This is a genomic window from Rhizobium sp. No.120 (genome assembly GCF_054558365.1).
This window is the reverse complement of sequence record NZ_BAAJNQ010000006.1, coordinates 175,783-192,608: the sequence shown is the minus strand read 5'-3', so window position 1 is coordinate 192,608 and position 16,826 is coordinate 175,783. Positions and strand designations below refer to the sequence as shown.

General features: G+C 57.1%; 13 protein-coding genes. 10 read left to right on the top strand and 3 right to left on the bottom strand.

What is annotated here, in order from left to right:
* Positions 1-170 precede the first annotated feature (170 nt).
* Positions 171-1,574: a hypothetical protein gene (locus tag ACYJRZ_RS19080; RefSeq protein ID WP_459461578.1), complete on the top strand. Its 1,404-nt coding sequence runs from the start codon at positions 171-173 to the stop codon at positions 1,572-1,574.
* Between the two features lie 249 nt (positions 1,575-1,823).
* Entirely contained in the window at positions 1,824-2,198 is a 375-nt protein-coding gene (locus ACYJRZ_RS19075; RefSeq protein WP_459461576.1) for a helix-turn-helix domain-containing protein, read from the top strand.
* 48 nt (positions 2,199-2,246) lie between these two features.
* On the opposite strand, the gene ACYJRZ_RS19070 is transcribed toward ACYJRZ_RS19075, so the two are convergent.
* Positions 2,247-2,945 (bottom strand): hypothetical protein, encoded by a 699-nt coding sequence (locus tag ACYJRZ_RS19070; protein WP_459461574.1) that lies wholly within the window; start codon positions 2,943-2,945, stop codon positions 2,247-2,249.
* Positions 2,946-3,351: 406 nt separating this feature from the next.
* On the opposite strand from ACYJRZ_RS19070, the gene ACYJRZ_RS19065 reads away from it, so the two are divergent.
* From ACYJRZ_RS19065 to ACYJRZ_RS19035, 7 genes are all read left to right on the top strand, one after another.
* Entirely contained in the window at positions 3,352-4,281 is a 930-nt protein-coding gene (locus ACYJRZ_RS19065; RefSeq protein ID WP_459461572.1) for an ArsR/SmtB family transcription factor, read from the top strand.
* Positions 4,282-4,499: 218 nt separating this feature from the next.
* Complete coding sequence (gene arfA / locus ACYJRZ_RS19060; RefSeq protein WP_459461570.1) at positions 4,500-6,008, top strand: arabinosylfuranosidase ArfA; 1,509 nt, start codon at positions 4,500-4,502, stop codon at positions 6,006-6,008.
* A 196-nt stretch (positions 6,009-6,204) separates the two neighbouring features.
* Positions 6,205-8,106, top strand: coding sequence for an ABC transporter substrate-binding protein (locus ACYJRZ_RS19055; protein ID WP_459461568.1), 1,902 nt, complete (start codon positions 6,205-6,207; stop codon positions 8,104-8,106).
* A gap of 117 nt (positions 8,107-8,223) precedes the next feature.
* The gene (locus ACYJRZ_RS19050) at positions 8,224-9,228 is read left to right on the top strand and encodes an ABC transporter permease (protein ID WP_459461566.1); all 1,005 of its coding nucleotides are present in this window, start codon (positions 8,224-8,226) and stop codon (positions 9,226-9,228) included.
* A gap of 3 nt (positions 9,229-9,231) precedes the next feature.
* Positions 9,232-10,089, top strand: coding sequence for an ABC transporter permease (locus ACYJRZ_RS19045; protein WP_459461564.1), 858 nt, complete (start codon positions 9,232-9,234; stop codon positions 10,087-10,089).
* A gap of 3 nt (positions 10,090-10,092) precedes the next feature.
* Positions 10,093-11,082 carry an ABC transporter ATP-binding protein gene (locus tag ACYJRZ_RS19040; RefSeq protein WP_459461562.1) on the top strand — a complete coding sequence of 330 codons (990 nt, stop codon included), beginning with the start codon at positions 10,093-10,095 and terminating at the stop codon, positions 11,080-11,082.
* On the top strand, positions 11,079-11,903 hold the full coding sequence (locus tag ACYJRZ_RS19035; RefSeq protein ID WP_459461560.1) for an ABC transporter ATP-binding protein: 825 nt from the start codon (positions 11,079-11,081) through the stop codon (positions 11,901-11,903). The genes ACYJRZ_RS19040 and ACYJRZ_RS19035 overlap by 4 nt, the downstream gene beginning before the upstream one ends.
* A gap of 9 nt (positions 11,904-11,912) precedes the next feature.
* Here the strand turns inward: ACYJRZ_RS19035 and ACYJRZ_RS19030 are convergent, their stop codons facing one another.
* Entirely contained in the window at positions 11,913-12,344 is a 432-nt protein-coding gene (locus ACYJRZ_RS19030) for an Lrp/AsnC family transcriptional regulator (RefSeq protein ID WP_459461558.1), read from the bottom strand.
* A gap of 138 nt (positions 12,345-12,482) precedes the next feature.
* Here ACYJRZ_RS19030 and ACYJRZ_RS19025 point away from each other — a divergent pair, with 138 nt between their 5' ends.
* Positions 12,483-13,586 (top strand): saccharopine dehydrogenase family protein, encoded by a 1,104-nt coding sequence (locus ACYJRZ_RS19025; RefSeq protein WP_459461556.1) that lies wholly within the window; start codon positions 12,483-12,485, stop codon positions 13,584-13,586.
* Positions 13,587-13,666: 80 nt separating this feature from the next.
* Here the strand turns inward: ACYJRZ_RS19025 and ydiJ are convergent, their stop codons facing one another.
* Positions 13,667-16,702 carry a D-2-hydroxyglutarate dehydrogenase YdiJ gene (gene ydiJ / locus ACYJRZ_RS19020; RefSeq protein ID WP_459461554.1) on the bottom strand — a complete coding sequence of 1,012 codons (3,036 nt, stop codon included), beginning with the start codon at positions 16,700-16,702 and terminating at the stop codon, positions 13,667-13,669.
* Between the last annotated feature and the right edge of the window lie 124 nt (positions 16,703-16,826).

Here is a 16,826-nt window from a genome sequence, read left to right as displayed (position 1 = left end):
CAACCCGTGGTGATCTTGCATCCGAGTAATCTCGACGTTTGATAGTGGTACTCAATAAGGCCGCAGGTGTGGTGCGACCGAAGTCGGAAGGAAAATACAAGTGAAGGTCACCTTCAGAGGGTCAAACATTCCGGCTGGACTTATTCTGATAGTATGAGTCGGAGATGCTCGTGGAACCCTTTGATTCGCTGAACAAAGTCGTTGGTGTAGATACCAACATTCTGATCAATTTTGGGAGTTTCAAGCGTCTTCCCTGGAGGAAGCTGTTCCCGGACGCGACGTCAATTACTGTTTTGGTGTGCGCGAAAGTTCAGAGTGAGATGGACCGCCATAAAGACCACGGTGCCGGATATGTTCGAAAGAGAGCAAAGGAGTTCCAGAAGGTTCTCCGTTCGGCAGAAGACGATGGCTACGAGGTCTCGTTGGATGACGGGGATATCCCCGTAAGGTGCGTGTTTCTCGATCGGCCGCAAAATTCCGTTCTTGACGGTACGCAATTCGATCTCACGGACGCTGATGAGCTCATCGTCGCTCAATACCACCACGCCTCGAAGACATGGGGTCAACTAACCATTATCGCGAATGATGCCAGCCCGATCCGAGCGGCCAAGCGCGCCTTAATGTCGGCGTTGCGCCCCGATTCCTGGACCGCAGATAGGACGGAACCCGAGGACGAGGTAACGCGATCGCTCCGCGAACGAACGCGGGAACTCGAGCGCATCGTGGGCGCTATGCCGAAGGTGGAGTTGCGAGAGATCTCGGTCCGAAGCGGCGGAAGCAGTACCTTGGTGTTCGCGCAAGACTTCGATTATGCGAAATTCCAAGCTGAAATGCGGGCTCGCTTGGCGGACCGTGTGAAGCTGCCGACACGAATGGATCTCGTAAAGCAATTCGGTCGACGCGACGCTGGTTCTCCGTTTATGCCTGAACCACTGTGGGGCGGAATCGGCGAGACGGAGCTGTATGCATGGGAAAGTGAGGTGAACGCTTTCCGAGCCCATTTCGATCGAGTGAGCGAAACCCAAATGCTCAAGCAACTCACAATGCTTCGCCTTGTTTATTTGGTCGAGGTAACGATAAAAAACGACGGAGAAGCACCCGATCGAAACATTTGCGTGGATATGGAGATACGCGGGAACGCGAAATTCATCGACCCGACGAGCATCGAAAAGTTTAATGATTGGAAACTGAGGAAACCCAAGCCACCAAGCTTACAGAGGTGGTCAATGGCATCACTGGCGGATCTTGTATCGGCCGATCGCAAAGACGAGTACTCGTTCCATAGGACCCAACGAACTGAAGCCATTCAAAGTCATCGATGCTCAGTGTTCATGCAAGGCAAAGCAGCCACAGTTTATGCTTATGTTCACGCGAAAGATGTTGGTCGGCCGCCTTCGGTGTTCGTCACAATCACTGCACAACATCTGCCTAGTCCAATTGGCCGCGAGGTCAGTCTGGTCCCACAGCCGATTACGCTGAACTGGGCCTCCCTCCGGGAGCTGATCCTAGATCGGCTCAGGCTCATGCCAGATAGTCAGGCGGACGTTCTCAGGGTTGCCCTCGATGATAGATGACTCAGACGGAGCTATCTTCGTGACCTCGGTGCCTTGGCGACGAGCCGTCGCGATCTAAGCGAATTCGGGTAGTCCATTTGCATTCTCCTGTTTCGGAGCGTTTCCAACCTCCTTTCGTTAACCGCCTGCCAACACACCGGCTTCTCAATTGATATTATAGCGGTTCCACTATACTATGAGGTCAAGCTCGAGGCGAGTGTCTCAACAGAGACACACAGCCGAAGGATGTCTGCTGATCGGAGCGAGGGAATGGCGAAGAAAACAAAGCCAGAAATTGCCGACAACGACTTCATCGTCGGCACAGGCAACTACCTCAAGGACCGCGGTTACGCCGACCCCGCCGAGATCCGTGCTAAGTTCTTCATGGCGAACCAGATCGCAGTAGCGATTGAAGAGCGTGGCCTTTCGCAAACCACAGCCGGAAGTATGGCGGGCCTGAAGCAACCCGACGTCTCACGCATCGTCAACGGCAATGTGAAGGAATACTCCGTATGGCGCTTGATGACTACGTTGAAGGCGCTCGGTTACGATATCAAAATTGAGATTGAGCGTGGAGAGTCGGAAGGCGGGCGCATCTCGGCCCGAAAACCAGCCGACGAGGAATGGTCAATTACCTTGACGTGATTGGTCACAATCAGTGGGCTGTATAGCCCAGGTTTCTCCAGCGCGTATTTAATGCCGAAGAGGCACTGCTTGCACCGTGGGCTTGTTTTCTCGCGCTGACAGAATTGCCAAGGCAATAATCGCGACGCCGAAGGCGCGCGCCAGAACGTCATCAGCAATCAATGCTGGGTCACCGCGAAACATGTTTTGCCTCGGTACACACGGAAGCTCCTGGTCAAGAGCCACAAAAGCCGTCGCAACGCATGATGCTGTTCGGATGGCGTCTCCATATTTGGCGTCCTTTAGAGTGGACCAGCCGGGTTCATTGCAAACAAACGTCAATTCGTATCCTGGAACATCATCAAGTTCGGCGTGGCGGATGTAGGTGCCTTCGACGTGAGTTCGCGGATCGCTCTGCGACTGCAGCCCCTTGATCTTGCCGAAATGGATATATCCGATGCCGCCGACGAAGAGCTCCGCGTCAAGGTCAAATGGGGCGGGTTCACTAAGCGCGAGTTCGTTTAAAGTCTCTTCGGCATCGAAGATAACGTGCCCGTTGGCTGCCCAGCCAGCAATCAGGCGTTCGATTTGGTCCAAACGCGAAGATCGCTCCCCCATTTCGGCCTCAGACATACCCTCAAACTCAATTGCGAGGGATTTCTCTCCAGCAGTGCCGTCTGCCGGCGCATTGGCAGCAAGGGACTCGATCCTTGACATGGCGGCGGACATTGCTTGGTGATAGCGGTCCGGATGATATTTTTGCTGCATAATGAGCTCCTGGATCGATACCAATAGAATTTTGCCTGGCGTTGTAAGGGGTCATCGGAGAGTGAATGCTCCGACACTCCTGTGAGAATGAGGTAATTTCGAGATTTATGTAATTCGCAATCAGAAACTCAGGAATTCAGTATTGATACCTTCAAATCGAGCGCGTATTCTGAATATACAAAAGAATATATTTTATTATGTAGTATAATACGTGTAATTCCCCAACTTATTACGGATATTACATTTAAATAGGATTATAATCCTTGCTTATGCTTGGGTCATGCCAATGACTTTGGGACATGTTTCGCGGATTCCTACACCAAGCCACGCATTTCAAGTAATATCTCTTGTGAAATCAAAAATCCTGATATAAATGAGACCTATTGATGGGGAATTCAGGATTTCAATGCAGCGCGGCTTTCTGACAATTTATGCGGGTGAGAACGCTGCGGTCTTCAGGGCGCTATCGGCGCCGGCGCGTGTGGATATGCTGAAGCTGCTCTGTGCAAGGGGCTCGCTGAACGTCAACGAGATCGCCCGCGAACTGGATCTGCCGCAATCGACCGTCGCGACGGGTATCATGATCCTGGAGGAGGCCGGCCTTGTCGAGACCAAGGCTGCGAAAGCGCGCAAGGGCTACCAGAAGATCTGCACCGCACTTTACGACGAGATCCTGCTGAGCTTCGAAGATCAGGCCTTCAAGCATGATGAGGACGTGATCGAAGTCGCCATGCCGATCGGTCTCTACACGAGCTGCGAGACGCATGCGCCTTGTGGCCTGTGCTCGACCGAAGGCGTCATCGGTCTGCTCGATGTTCCCGACTATTTTCTCGACCCGCAACGCATGCAGGCCGGCCTTCTTTGGTTCGGCCGCGGCCATGTCGAATATAAATTCCCAAACAATGCCAAGATCTTGAACCGGAACGTCAATGCCATCGAATTCTCGATGGAGTTGTCATCCGAAGTGCCTGGCACCAATCCGGATTGGCCATCCGACATTACCGTCTGGATCAACGGCGTCGCTGTCGGCACCTGGACCTCTCCGGGCGATTATGGCGACAAGCGCGGGGCCTTCACGCCAAGCTGGTGGAAGCTCGAAGGCTCTCAGTATGGCAAGCTCAAGACCTGGCGAATCTCCAAGAAGGGCACGTTCATCGACGGTGTCGCTTCTTCCGATGTGACGATCGATGATCTTGCCATTAGCCAGCATTCCTCGATCCGTCTGCGGATCGGGATCGCCGACGATGCCCGCAACACTGGTGGCGTCAATATCTTCGGCCGCGGTTTCGGCAATTATGGCCGCGATATCCTCATGCGCATCGATTTGGCGCAATAGTATCGTAATTTATGATACATAGCATATTGCCGGTGCAAAATCTCAATATGTCATATTTTTCATACCTAATTGAATTTAAAAGGTATTTTGTAATTCAGTGAGGGCTGCTTCTATGGCTTTCGCGATATTTTCCGCCTTGACTGCGTTGACGGCTTTCCAAAAGTGTATCAAGATCAAGGTATAAGAACGAAATATCTGATATATATGGGAGGAAGGCCGTGAAGGCGCATGTCATCGTCCATCGTGATTTCCGAATTGCCGACATCGATGATCGGCTTTACAGCTCTTTTCTGGAGCATCTGGGGCGGGCGATTTATGGCGGCATCTATGAGCCGGGCCATCCGACCGCCGATGAGAACGGATTTCGCAAGGATGTGATTGAGCTCGTGCGCGAGCTCAACTCGCCGTATTGCCGCTATCCGGGCGGTAATTTCGTCTCAGCCTATAATTGGGAAGATGGCGTCGGGCCTCGTTCCGAGCGGCCGGTGCGCCTCGATCTTGCTTGGCGGACGCGCGAGAGCAACCAAATCGGCGTCAATGAATTCGTTGATTGGTGCAGGAAGGCCAACACCAAGCCAATGCTTGCCGTCAACCTCGGCTCGCGCGGGCTGGATGCGGCGAGAAACTTCCTCGAATATTGCAATCATCCGGGTGGCACCTACTGGTCGGACTTGCGGCGCAAGCACGGCTGGGCTGACCCGCATGGGGTGAAGCTCTGGTGCCTCGGCAATGAAATGGACGGTCCCTGGCAGGTCGGTCACAAGTCGGCTTACGAATACGGGCGCCTGGCCGATGAGACTGCCAAGGCCATGCGCGGCTTTGATAAATCGCTCGAACTTGTCGTCTGCGGCTCGTCCAATTCCGACATGAAAACCTATCCCGGTTGGGAGGCTGAGGTCCTGGATCAGTGCTACGACAGCGCCGACCATATCTCGCTGCATATGTATTTCGCCAACCGCGAGAAAAACACGCTGAACTATCTCGCGAAGGCCGAGAAGCTCGATCGCTACATCGTCACCATCGGCGGCGTCATCGATTATATCAAGGCGAAGAAGCGCTCAAAGAAGACGATCGGCATTTCCTTCGACGAGTGGAATGTCTGGTATCACTCCAACCAACAGGACAAAGAGATCCTGGCCCGCGACGAATGGCCGGATGCACCGCATCTGCTTGAAGATGTCTATAATTTCGAGGACGTTCTGCAGGTCGGCGGCATTCTCAATACCTTCATTCGCCGCTCGGACCGCGTGCGCATTGCCTGCATCGCCCAGCTCGTCAACGTTATCGCGCCAATCATGACGGAAGATGGCGGCCCGGCATGGCGGCAGACGATCTACTATCCCCTCTATTTCGCCTCGAAATACGGTCGCGGCTATGCGCTGCGCCTGGTCACGGACGGGCCGACCTATGACAGCGACGAGGCCAATGACGTGCCCTATCTCGATGTGTCGGCCGTCCACGACGAAATAGGAAACATGGTCACGCTCTTTGCCGTCAACCGCCATCCCGACAGCGCGCTCGATCTCGATACGCGCCTCGAAGGCTTTACCGGAGCCCGCGTCGTCGAACAGCATGAAATGGTTCACAGCGATTTGCAGGCGACCAACACGGCAGCGCATCCGAACGCAGTCGTCCCAACCAATACGGGCGACGCCAAGATCGAGGATGGACGGCTTCGTGCCACACTGAAGCCGCTATCCTACACGGTGATCCGGCTCGCGGTGTGATGACGCCTTGCTGCCGGGGCGGATGCACCCGGCACTGAAAACGGTCTGATGGTCGCGAGGAGGCGGCTGAGGACCCATTGCAGGCCCGGACCGCCGCCCGCTGCTTTGAGCGGCAGGCCGGGGAAAAGGAGTGAAATCGCGGTCTGCTCATCATCGCTCGAGCGTACCGCGCAGTCGATAAAAACGGGAGGAGATCATGAAGCAGTGGAAGAAGCTTGCCTTCGGCGTCGCGCTGGCCACGTTCGGCCTCATCGCGGCAGCCAAGGCTCAGGATTATACCGCCTTGCCTCGCAAGGAGACCTTGATCGTCGAAAACCCTGAGGGAACGATCAAGAATCCGGGCTGGTTCAACATATGGGTCAATGGCGGCGGCGGCGTTTCGACCGGCCTCCAGCAGCTGACGATGGACACGCTCTGGTACATCGATCCGGAAAAGGGCCTGGGCGGTTCGGCCTGGGACAACTCGCTTGCTGCCGACAAGCCGCAATATAATGACGATTTCACCCAGATGACGGTGAAACTGCGCAAGGGCCTCTATTGGAGCGACGGCGTCGAATTCACGGCCGACGACGTCGTCTACACCGTCAAAACCCAGATGGATCATCCGGGCATGAACTGGAGCGCGGCCTTCTCGGTCCAGGTTGCAAGCGTGGAGGCGCCGGATCCCTATACGGTCGTCTTCAAGCTGAAGAAGCCGAATTCGCGTTTCCACGCCATCTTCACCGTTCGCTGGAACGGCGCGTGGATCATGCCCAAGCATGTCTTCGAGAAGGTCGCCGATCCAGTTCGTTATGATAATGCAAATCCCGTCTCGCTCGGTGCCTACAAGCTGAAGGCCTATGATCCGCAGGGCAAATGGTACACTTGGGAGAAGCGCGACGATTGGCAGCGCACATCGCTCGGCCGTTTCGGCGAACCAGCACCGAAATATGTCACCTATGTCGATCCAGGTCCGCCGGATAAGCGCACGATCGCGCAGCTCGAGCACAATCTCGATATCATTCACGACAACACGCCGGAAGGCATGTTCACGCTGAAGGAAAAGTCTAAGACCGTCGAAAGCTGGTTCCCAGGCTTCCCCTTCGCGCATCCGGATCCGACGCTGCCCGCCGTGATCTTCAACAATCAGGACCCGCTGTTCCAGAATCCCGATGTCCGTTGGGCTCTTGCACTTCTTATTGATATCAAGGCCGTCGATATGGCGAGCTATCGCGGCGCCGCCACGCTCTCCGCACTCGGCGTTCCTCCGACGGCGGTCGCCATGACGGATTATCAGGCGCCAATGCAGGATTGGCTGAAGAATTTCGAGATCGATACCGGCAAGCGCAAGATCAAGCCATATGATCCCACGATCGGGCAGCAAATTGCCGATATCCTGCGCAAGCAGCCGAAATATAAGGATCAGATCCCGACCGATCCGGCCGCCATCAGCGCTGCCTTCGGTTACGGCTGGTGGAAGCCCGATCCGCAGGCCGCCGGCGAGCTATTGGAAAAGGCCGGCTTCAAGAAAGTGGGCGGCAAATGGATGACGCCTGACGGGCAGCCGTTCAAGATCCGTCTGACGGTCGAAGGCGACACTCGCTCCGTCTTTACCCGTGCGGGCACTCTCATCGCTCAGCAATGGGCAGCCTTCGGGATCGATTCCAAAGCTGCTCCATCTACCAGCGTCTGGCAGGCGGGATTGCAGCCCGGCAATTATCAGGTCGCGATTGCGTGGAGCGTCGAGACCTGGGGTGGCGATCCCGATCTATCCTTCTTCCTCGATAGCTGGCATTCGCAGTTTGTCGCCAAGAAGGGTGAGAACCAGGCACCGCGCAACTGGCAACGCTGGTCCAATCCGGATCTCGACAAGATCATCGAAAATATCCGCCGCATCAGCGCCGATGATCCGAAGGGCATCGAACTTGGCAAGGACTATCTGAAGCTGGTTGCGCAGCAGATGCCGACCATTCCGCTGATGTCCTATAACGTCTTCACTTCGATGGATACGACCTATTGGAAAGGCTATCCGACCATTGCCGATCCCTATACGGACCCCGTTCCCAATTGGGCGAACTCCCGGTTGATGATGGTCAAGCTGAAGCCGGCACAGCCCTGATTTCTCCCGACCCTGATGCGGTAATCGCCGCATCAGGCACCTTTCGCCGGACACTAGGCAGGTCCGGCGAATCTTTTGAATTGATGATGAAGCGCAAGCAGTAAGGAAGACGGCGGCATGACGTCCTATCCAGTTTTCGTATTGAGACGATTTGGCCAATTCCTGCTCGTTGTCTTCCTCGGCATTTCCGCGACGTTCTTCATCACCCACATGACGCCGATCGATCCCGTCGAGGAAAGCATCGGGACCATCCAGCAGATGGGCCAATCCGATCCCCGCGCTGTCGAGCTGATGCGTCAGTCGTTGCGAGAGCTTTATGGTCTTGAGGGTTCCATCTGGCAGCAATATCTGCATTTCTGGGGGCGTCTTGCGACCGGTGATCTCGGGCCTTCGCTTTCGGCATTTCCTACGCCTGTTTCCGCCATTATCGCGAGGGCGTTGCCCTGGACGATCGGCCTGATGACCGTTTCCGTCATCCTGACCTTCATTCTCGGCAACATGATAGGCGCGCTCGCCGGATATTATCGCAAGAGCGCGGTTCTGAAGGCCGTCAGTCTGGTTTTCATCGCCATGCAGCCGATCCCTTATTACATCCTTGCCTTCGTGCTCATCATTCTCTTTGGCTATGTCTGGCCGATCCTGCCGATCAATGGCGGCTACGAGATGAACACCAACCTGCAACTGTCCTTCACGCTGGTGCTCGATATTCTCCGGCATTCTATCCTGCCGGCGTTGTCGCTGATCCTTGTCGGGACGGGGGGCTGGCTGATCGGCATGCGGGCGCTGGTATCCAATATCATCACCGAGGATTACGTTGTTTTCGCCGAGCTCGGCGGCGTGCCGAAGCGCAAGATCCTGCGCTCCTACATCGCCCGCAATGCCATGGTGCCGCAATTTACCGGCCTTGCCATGTCGCTTGGCGCGGTCTTCAACGGCACGGTCATCACCGAAATCGTCTTCGGCTATCCCGGCATCGGCAATCTCCTGATTTCAGCCGTGCATGCCGGCGATTACAGCCTCGTCCTGGGGCTTAGCGCTTTGTCGATCGTCGGTGTCGCCGCTGCCGTCTTCATCATCGACATATTGGGTCCGCTGATCGACCCGCGCATCAAGGTGGAGTAGGCCATGCTGACGATCGTTCGCGACCTTGCTCGCCAGAATATGGAATTCCTTTTCGGTCTTCTGTTGCTCGCCGTCATCGTCGGGCTGGTGATCCTGTCTTACTTCTCGCCCTATGGCCCGGCCGATCTTTATTTGCTGCCGCCCGACATGCCGCCGGATGGGCAATACTGGCTGGGTACGACATCGCGCGGTCAAGATGTCTTCTGGCAGCTGACGACAGCGCTTCGCAACACACTCTATTTCGGCATCGGCGTCGCCATTCTCTCGCGCATCATCTCGCTTGTCGTGGGGTTGGTGGCCGGCTATGCCGGAGGTGCCGTCGATCGCGTGCTGATGGCGATCAATGACAGCATCATGGTCATTCCGCAGTTTCCGCTGCTGATCCTGTTCTACTTCGTGCTCAAGGATGAAATGACCTGGACGGTGCTCATCATCGTCATGGCCTCGCTTGGCTGGTCCTATGACGCGCGCTTGATTCGCTCGGTGGCGATCAGCCTGAAGACGCGGCCTTTCACCACGCAGAGCGTCTATTCCGGCATGAGCATGCGCAAGATCCTCGTCGAGGAGCATCTGCCCTATGTGTTGCCGATCGTCTTCGCCACGACGATGAACAATATGATCTGGTCGATCGGCATGGAGATCACGCTTGCGGTGCTCGGCTTTACCGATATCGAGACGCCGACCATGGGCATGATGATCTATTGGGCCAATGCGCATTCGGCGCTGATCGCCGGAACATGGTGGTGGGTTGCGGCGCCGGTCGCCGCCATCGTGGTGCTGTTCATGGCGCTCTTTCTGCTGTCGATGTCGATGAATGAATATAACGACCCCCGCAGTCGTTTGAACCGGATGGGAGGCTGAAGGATGGAGGCTGTCGTCGAGGTCAACAACCTCAAGGCATATTACCGGGCCTTCCTTTATGGCGTCGATCGCGAGGTGCGGGCGGTCGACGATATCAGCCTGTCGATCGGCCGAGGCGAGATCTATGGTGTTGCCGGTGAATCGAGCAGCGGCAAGACGACGCTGATCAAGACGATTGCGGGTGCCATCCGGCCGCCGCTGCGCGTCGTCTCGGGTGCCGTTAAATTCCATTTCAACAATGGAACCCAGGACATCTACGCCATGACGGCGGAGCAGCGGGCATCGCTTCGCTGGCGGCATCTCTCCTATGTCATGCAGGGGTCGATGAATGTGCTCAATCCCGTGCGTCGCATCCGGCATTCCTTCACGGATTTTGCCTTCCGCCACATGAAAGCCGATCGCGGCACCTTCTTCGATCGGGTTGGCGCTCACCTTCAGCGGCTGAAGCTCGATGCGAATCTTCTCGATGCCTATCCGCATGAATTGTCCGGCGGCATGCGTCAGCGCATGACTATCGCGCTTGCGACCATCCTGACGCCGGAGTTCATCATCGCCGACGAGCCGACGACGGCGCTCGATGTTATCGTCCAGCGCGACGTACTGCAGATGATCCGCGAGATACAGCGCGAGATGGGATCGTCCTTCCTTTTCGTCACCCATGATATGGGCGTTCACGCCGCTGTTTCCGATCGTATCGGCATCGTCTATGCCGGACGGTTGGTGGAGGAGGCGCCGACGCGCAAGCTTTTTCACCTGCCGCTGCATCCCTACACGCAGCATCTGGTCGCAAGCCTGCCGCGGATCGGGGATGCCTCGACGCGGCCGTCGCTGGAAGGACGGCCGCCCAATCTCGCCATGCCGCCGGAGGGATGCCGTTTTCATCCGCGCTGTCCGAAGCGCATGGATATCTGCAGCCGCGAAGTGCCGCCCATGGTGACCGTCGAGCCGGACCGGCGTGTCGCCTGTTTCGCGGTGACGGGAGGGGAGCGATGAGCGATCTTCTTTCACTCTCGCATGTCAGCAAAGTCTATCGTCAGGGCGGCATGCTTAGCCGTCGTCATATCACGGCGGTCCGCGATGTCAGTCTGAGCCTCGGAGAGGAGCCGGAAATCCTCTCCATCGTCGGCGAGTCGGGCTCCGGCAAATCCACCATTGCGGCGATGATCCTCGGCCAGACGGCGCCGACATCGGGCAGCCTGAATTTTCGCGACAGACCAGTGGCCATTCATGGCCGGTCCGAGCGGCGTGCCTTCATGCGAGAGGTGCAGCCCGTCCTTCAGAATCCGTTCGAAGCGTTCAACCCACTCAAGAGAGTTGATCGATATCTTTTTGAAACGGCAAGGAATTTCGCACCAATGGGTCCAAGGCCAAGCCGAGCCGATGTCGAGCGTATTGCAGACGACGCGCTTGCCCATATCGGACTGACACTTGCCGAGGTAAAGGGACGGTTTCCGCATGAGCTTTCGGGCGGCCAGCTGCAGCGCACCGCCATCGCGCGGGCACTCATCCCGCAGCCACGCTTGCTAGTGGCCGACGAACCGGTCTCGATGGTCGATGCCTCCCTGAGAATGGCGATCGTCAATCTCTTCGGCCAGCTGAAGAGGGACCTTGGGCTATCGATCATCTACATCACTCATGATCTGGCGACCGCCTATTATATCAGCGATCGCATCATCATCATGAAGAAGGGCGAGATCGTCGAGCAGGGCGGTGCCCGCGCTGTTCTCGACAATCCGCAGCATCCCTATTCGCAAGCCTTGAAGGAAGCAGTCTTGTCCACGACGCCCGAGATGGAGCCGGCGGCGCTCGGTTGAGCCTCGTCTTTAACGCGAGATCCGGGTCGAAAGAATGATGGACGACAGAGTGCGCTCGACGCCGTCGATCGTGCCGATGCCGTCGATCAGTTGATCCAGCTCGGAGATTGACGGCGCTGCGATGATAGCGATCAGATCGAACGTGCCGCTGACGGAATGAAGCGTTGTTACCTCGGGGATAGCATTCAACGATGCGGTCACCGCCGACAGCGCTTTCGGTGCAATCGTGATCAGCACATGCGCCCGAATGAGGCCGGACAAATAGGTCTCCGACAGCCGCACGCCATAGCCCGCAATCACACCTTCCCGCTCTAGCCGTTCTAGCCTCGCCTGAACGGTGGTGCGCGACAGCGACAACTTCTTGGCGAGACTCGCGACAGGCATTCGGGCATTCTGGCCGAGCAAGGCGATCAGTTCGCGGTCCTTATCGGTGACCTGCATGGCGATTCCTGCATTTTGCAAATTCTATTCGTCAATTTGTATAGATTTGTACAACGAAATGCATTTTTCGTCGCTATGAATCGTTCAACTCCTACCTACACTTATAAAAATCTTATCAATGAAATGCAGGGGAGTCATATGAAAGACATAGTGGTCATCGGCGCGGGCAAGATCGGTGGGGCGATCGCTCTGATGCTGGCTCAGACGGGCGATTACACGGTCGTTGTCGCCGACCGCAGCCAGGAACAGCTCGACAAGATCGACCGTCACCCTGCGATTTCCACCGCCGCCGTCGATATTGCCGACCGCGCCGGGCTCGTTGGCGTTCTGAAGGGCAAGTTCGCCGTCCTGTCCGCAGCGCCGTTCCATCTCACCGGCTTCGTCGCGGAAGCGGCACTTGAAGCCGGCGTCCATTATCTCGACCTCACTGAAGACGTCGCGACGACCAAGAAGGTCGAGGAACTGGCTCAGGGAGCAAATACCGCCTTTATCCCGCAATGCGGCCTGGCGCCGGGCTTCATCTCGATCGTCGCCAACGATCTCGCCAAGCGGTTCGACAGCCTCGACAGCGTGCGTATGCGCGTCGGCGCGCTGCCGCAGTATCCCTCCAACGCTCTGAACTACAATCTGACCTGGAGCACGGACGGCCTCATCAACGAATATATCGAGCCCTGCGAAGCGATCGTCGAAGGCAAGCTCGTCACCGTTCCCGCCATGGAAGAGCGCGAAGAATTCTCGCTCGACGGCGTCACTTATGAAGCCTTCAACACGTCAGGTGGTCTCGGCACGCTCGCCAAGACGCTGGCTGGCCGCGTGCGGACGATGAACTATCGCACCATCCGCTATCCCGGCCATCAGGCCATCATCAAGGCGCTGCTCAACGACCTCAACCTCAAGAACCGCCGCGATGTGCTCAAGGATCTCTTCGAGAATGCGCTGCCGGCAACCATGCAGGACGTGGTTGTCGTTTTCGTCACCGTCTGCGGTTGGCGCGAAGGCCGCTACATGCAGGAAACCTATGCCAACAAGGTCTATGCGGGCATTGTCGCGGGCAAGAAGATGAGCGCCATCCAGATCACCACCGCAGCCGGCATTACCACCGTGCTCGATCTTCTCGCTCAGGGTAAACTGCCCTACAAGGGCTTCGTCAGTCAGGAAGAAATCGATTTCGGCGATTTCCTTGCCAATCGCTTCGGACAGGTTTACAGCCTTGAAAAAATCAAAATGAGAGAAGCCGTCTAAGCGGTTATTTTACTTGGAGTTTTTGTGTGGCGCCTTCGGGCGCCACATGTATTTTCGCTTTGAAAACAGCGACCCAGTAACTAGGCGATGAGCCGTTCGAGGATTTCGATTGGGTGCGGAATGGTTTGGCGATCAATCTTGGCAACCTGGGAACGACAGGAAAAGCCGGTTGCCATGACGACGGTTTGATTGCCGTTCTCGGCGATCCTGTCCTGCCAGCTCATTGCATAGAGCTTTTCCGAGATGGCCCGATTGCGCACCTCATGGCCGAAAGTGCCGGCCATGCCGCAGCAGCCGACATCGGCCATATCGAGCTTGATTCCCAATTTTCCGAAGAGCATCGCCCATTGCTTGAGGGCAGCCGGAGCATTCGTCCGTTCGGTGCAGTGCGCAAGCAGCGTGAAACGCTCTTGCGGCGAAGTCTGAGCCGGCGGCAATCGGTCGAGGTTGGTGGCGAGCCATTCCTGAAGCAGCAGCACCGGCGCGCGCAGCTTGGCGGATGGCAGGGCGGCATATTCGCTGCGATAGGTCAGCGTCATCGACGGATCGATACCGACAAGCGGGATGCCTATCTGCGAGATGCGATCGAGATAATCTCGCGATTTCGCCGCCGCCTTCTCGAAGCGGCCGAGATAGCCATGGACATGCAGGGCCTTGCCGTTGTTCTGTGACATAGCGAGCCACGGCTTGAAACCCATTTTCAGGGCGAGCTTGAGCGCTGCGATGACGACGGCCGGATCGAAATAGATGGAAAAGACATCGGCAACGATGACGACCGCTTGGGCTCGCTCCTCTGCGGAGAGCTTTCCCAACAGTTCCGGAGTAGCAACCTGCACGCGGAGACGAGCGGCTTCTCGTTCGAGCGATACTGCAGGCATGGCCGGAAGCGCAGTGAGACCAGCGAACCGCATCAAGGCCTGTCCGACGGCTGAACCGGTGAGCAGATTGTAGCCCGGCTTAAAACGCGCCATCAGCGGCAGGGTCGTCTCGATGGCCGCAACGATTGGGTCCTTCAGCGGCCTAAGGTATCGACCGTAATAGAGCTCCAGGAATTTCGATCGAAAAGCCGGGACGCTGACCTTGACGGGACATTGGCCGGCGCAGGCCTTGCAGGCGAGGCATGTGTCCATTGCCGCCCGCACCTCATGGGAAAAGTCGTCGCGATTGGCCGGATCGAGCGAGTTGACCACTCGCCGCAACAGATTGCCGAAAGGATTGGCGCGGCGCAGCGCTAGCGCCTCACGCAGCGGATCGACCTGCCGCTCCGCCAGCAGACGCAGCCATTCGCGCATCAGCGCCGCGCGGCCCTTCGGCGAATAGCGCCGGTCGCCGGTCGCCTTGAAGGAGGGGCACATCGGGCTTGTCGCGTCGAAATCGAAACAGGCGCCGTTACCGTTGCAATAGGCTGAATTATCGAAGGCGGCACGGATGTCGTTGCCGATGATACGATCGAAGTCGCCACGCAGTGACACTTCGTCGATCTTCAGCAACGGGCGGGATGAGCCGGATGCGATCTTGCCGGGATTGAGGCGATCGCCGGGGTCGAATGCGCGCTTGATGTCCTGCAAGCTTGGATAGAGGTCGCCAAAATATTCAGGGACATATTCCGAGCGAACCCCCTTGCCATGTTCGCCCCAGAGCACCCCGCCATATTTGCGGGTGAGGGCAACGACGCCGTTGCTGATCTTGCGGACGAGCGGTTGATGGTCGGCGCGGGTAAGATCGAGCGCCGGGCGGACATGCAGCACGCCGGCATCGACATGGCCGAACATGCCGTAATCCAGCCCCTCGGCATCGAGAAGGGCGCGAAATTCTCTTATGTAGGCGGCCAGATGCTCGGGCGGAACGGCAGTGTCCTCGACAAAGGGCACCGGCCGCACCGGTCCTTCGACATTGCCGAGCAAGCCGACCGCGCGTTTACGCATCGACCATATCGCCTCGATCTCGCTCTTTTCGCGGGCGACCGTGTAACCCTTGTGGCGCGCGGAAGAACGGTCATCAAGGGCCGCGGTCATGTCCGTCAGTTTGCGTTCCAGCTCGTCGCGATCGTCAGCCAGCACCTCGACGATATTGATGCCATTGGCCGAGCCGGACGCATCCTTCGGAAAGAAGTGGGCGATGCCGCTCCAGACGATGTCGCCCTTGGCGAGACCCAGCACCTTCTCGTCGACTGTCTCGACCGAGGCGACCTTCAGCGCCACTAACCGTCTGGCATCTTCGAGCGCCGTGTTGAAATCATCATAGCGGATATTGATGAGGGCAGATTGCGCCGGGATCGGCAGCACGTTGAGTTCGGCCTCGGCGATCATCGCAAGCGTGCCTTCGGAGCCGCACAGCACCGCATTGAGATCGAAGCGGCCGTCGTCGCGCCGGATATGGGCAAGATCGTAGCCGGTCATGTAACGATTGAGCTTGGGGAAGGTCGCCGCGATCAGCTCGTTTTTGTCCCTGGCGATTGCATCAACGACGCGATGAATTTCGCCGATCCGATCGTCACGCGCCTTGATCTCCTCCAGCTCGGGATTGCCCAGCGGACGCGACCACCAATCACTGCCATCGGAAAGCACCACGCGAAGGCCGAGAACGTGATTGCTGGTCTTGCCGTAAAGACAGGAGCCCTGGCCGCAGGCATCAGTGGAGATCATGCCGCCGATGGTGGCGCGGTTGGAGGTGGAAAGCTCTGGCGCAAAGAATAGGCCGTACGGTTTCAACGCCTTGTTCAATTGATCCTTGACGACACCGGCCTCGACACGGGCGATCTTTCGAACCGGATCGATCGCCAGGATGCGGTTCATATGCCGGGAGCAGTCGACGACGACGCCCGAAGTCAGGGATTGTCCGTTCGTTCCGGTTCCACCGCCGCGCGGGGTGATGACGAGATCGGAAAAGGCAGGTTCGGATAGGGCTTTGGCGATGATTTTCAGATCATCTGCGCCGCGCGGATAGAGAATTGCCGTTGGCTTGATCTGATAGATGGAATTGTCGGTCGAGGCGACTGTCCTGGCACCTTCATCCGTTTCGACGTCGCCGCTAAAGCCTAATGCCGACAGCCGACGGGTGAAGGCGCCGGTCTGATGTAGCGAACTGTCTTTCGCCGAAACGAGGCGTGGTATCATGATGCGAAGACTTCCGGCATTTTACGCGATGAGTGGAGCATTCCCGCTTTTAAACAGAATTACGCGAATGCTCTATCTCTTTGTTTTCACGCAGGTCCGGATGGGCAGCCATCTTGCGCGTCTT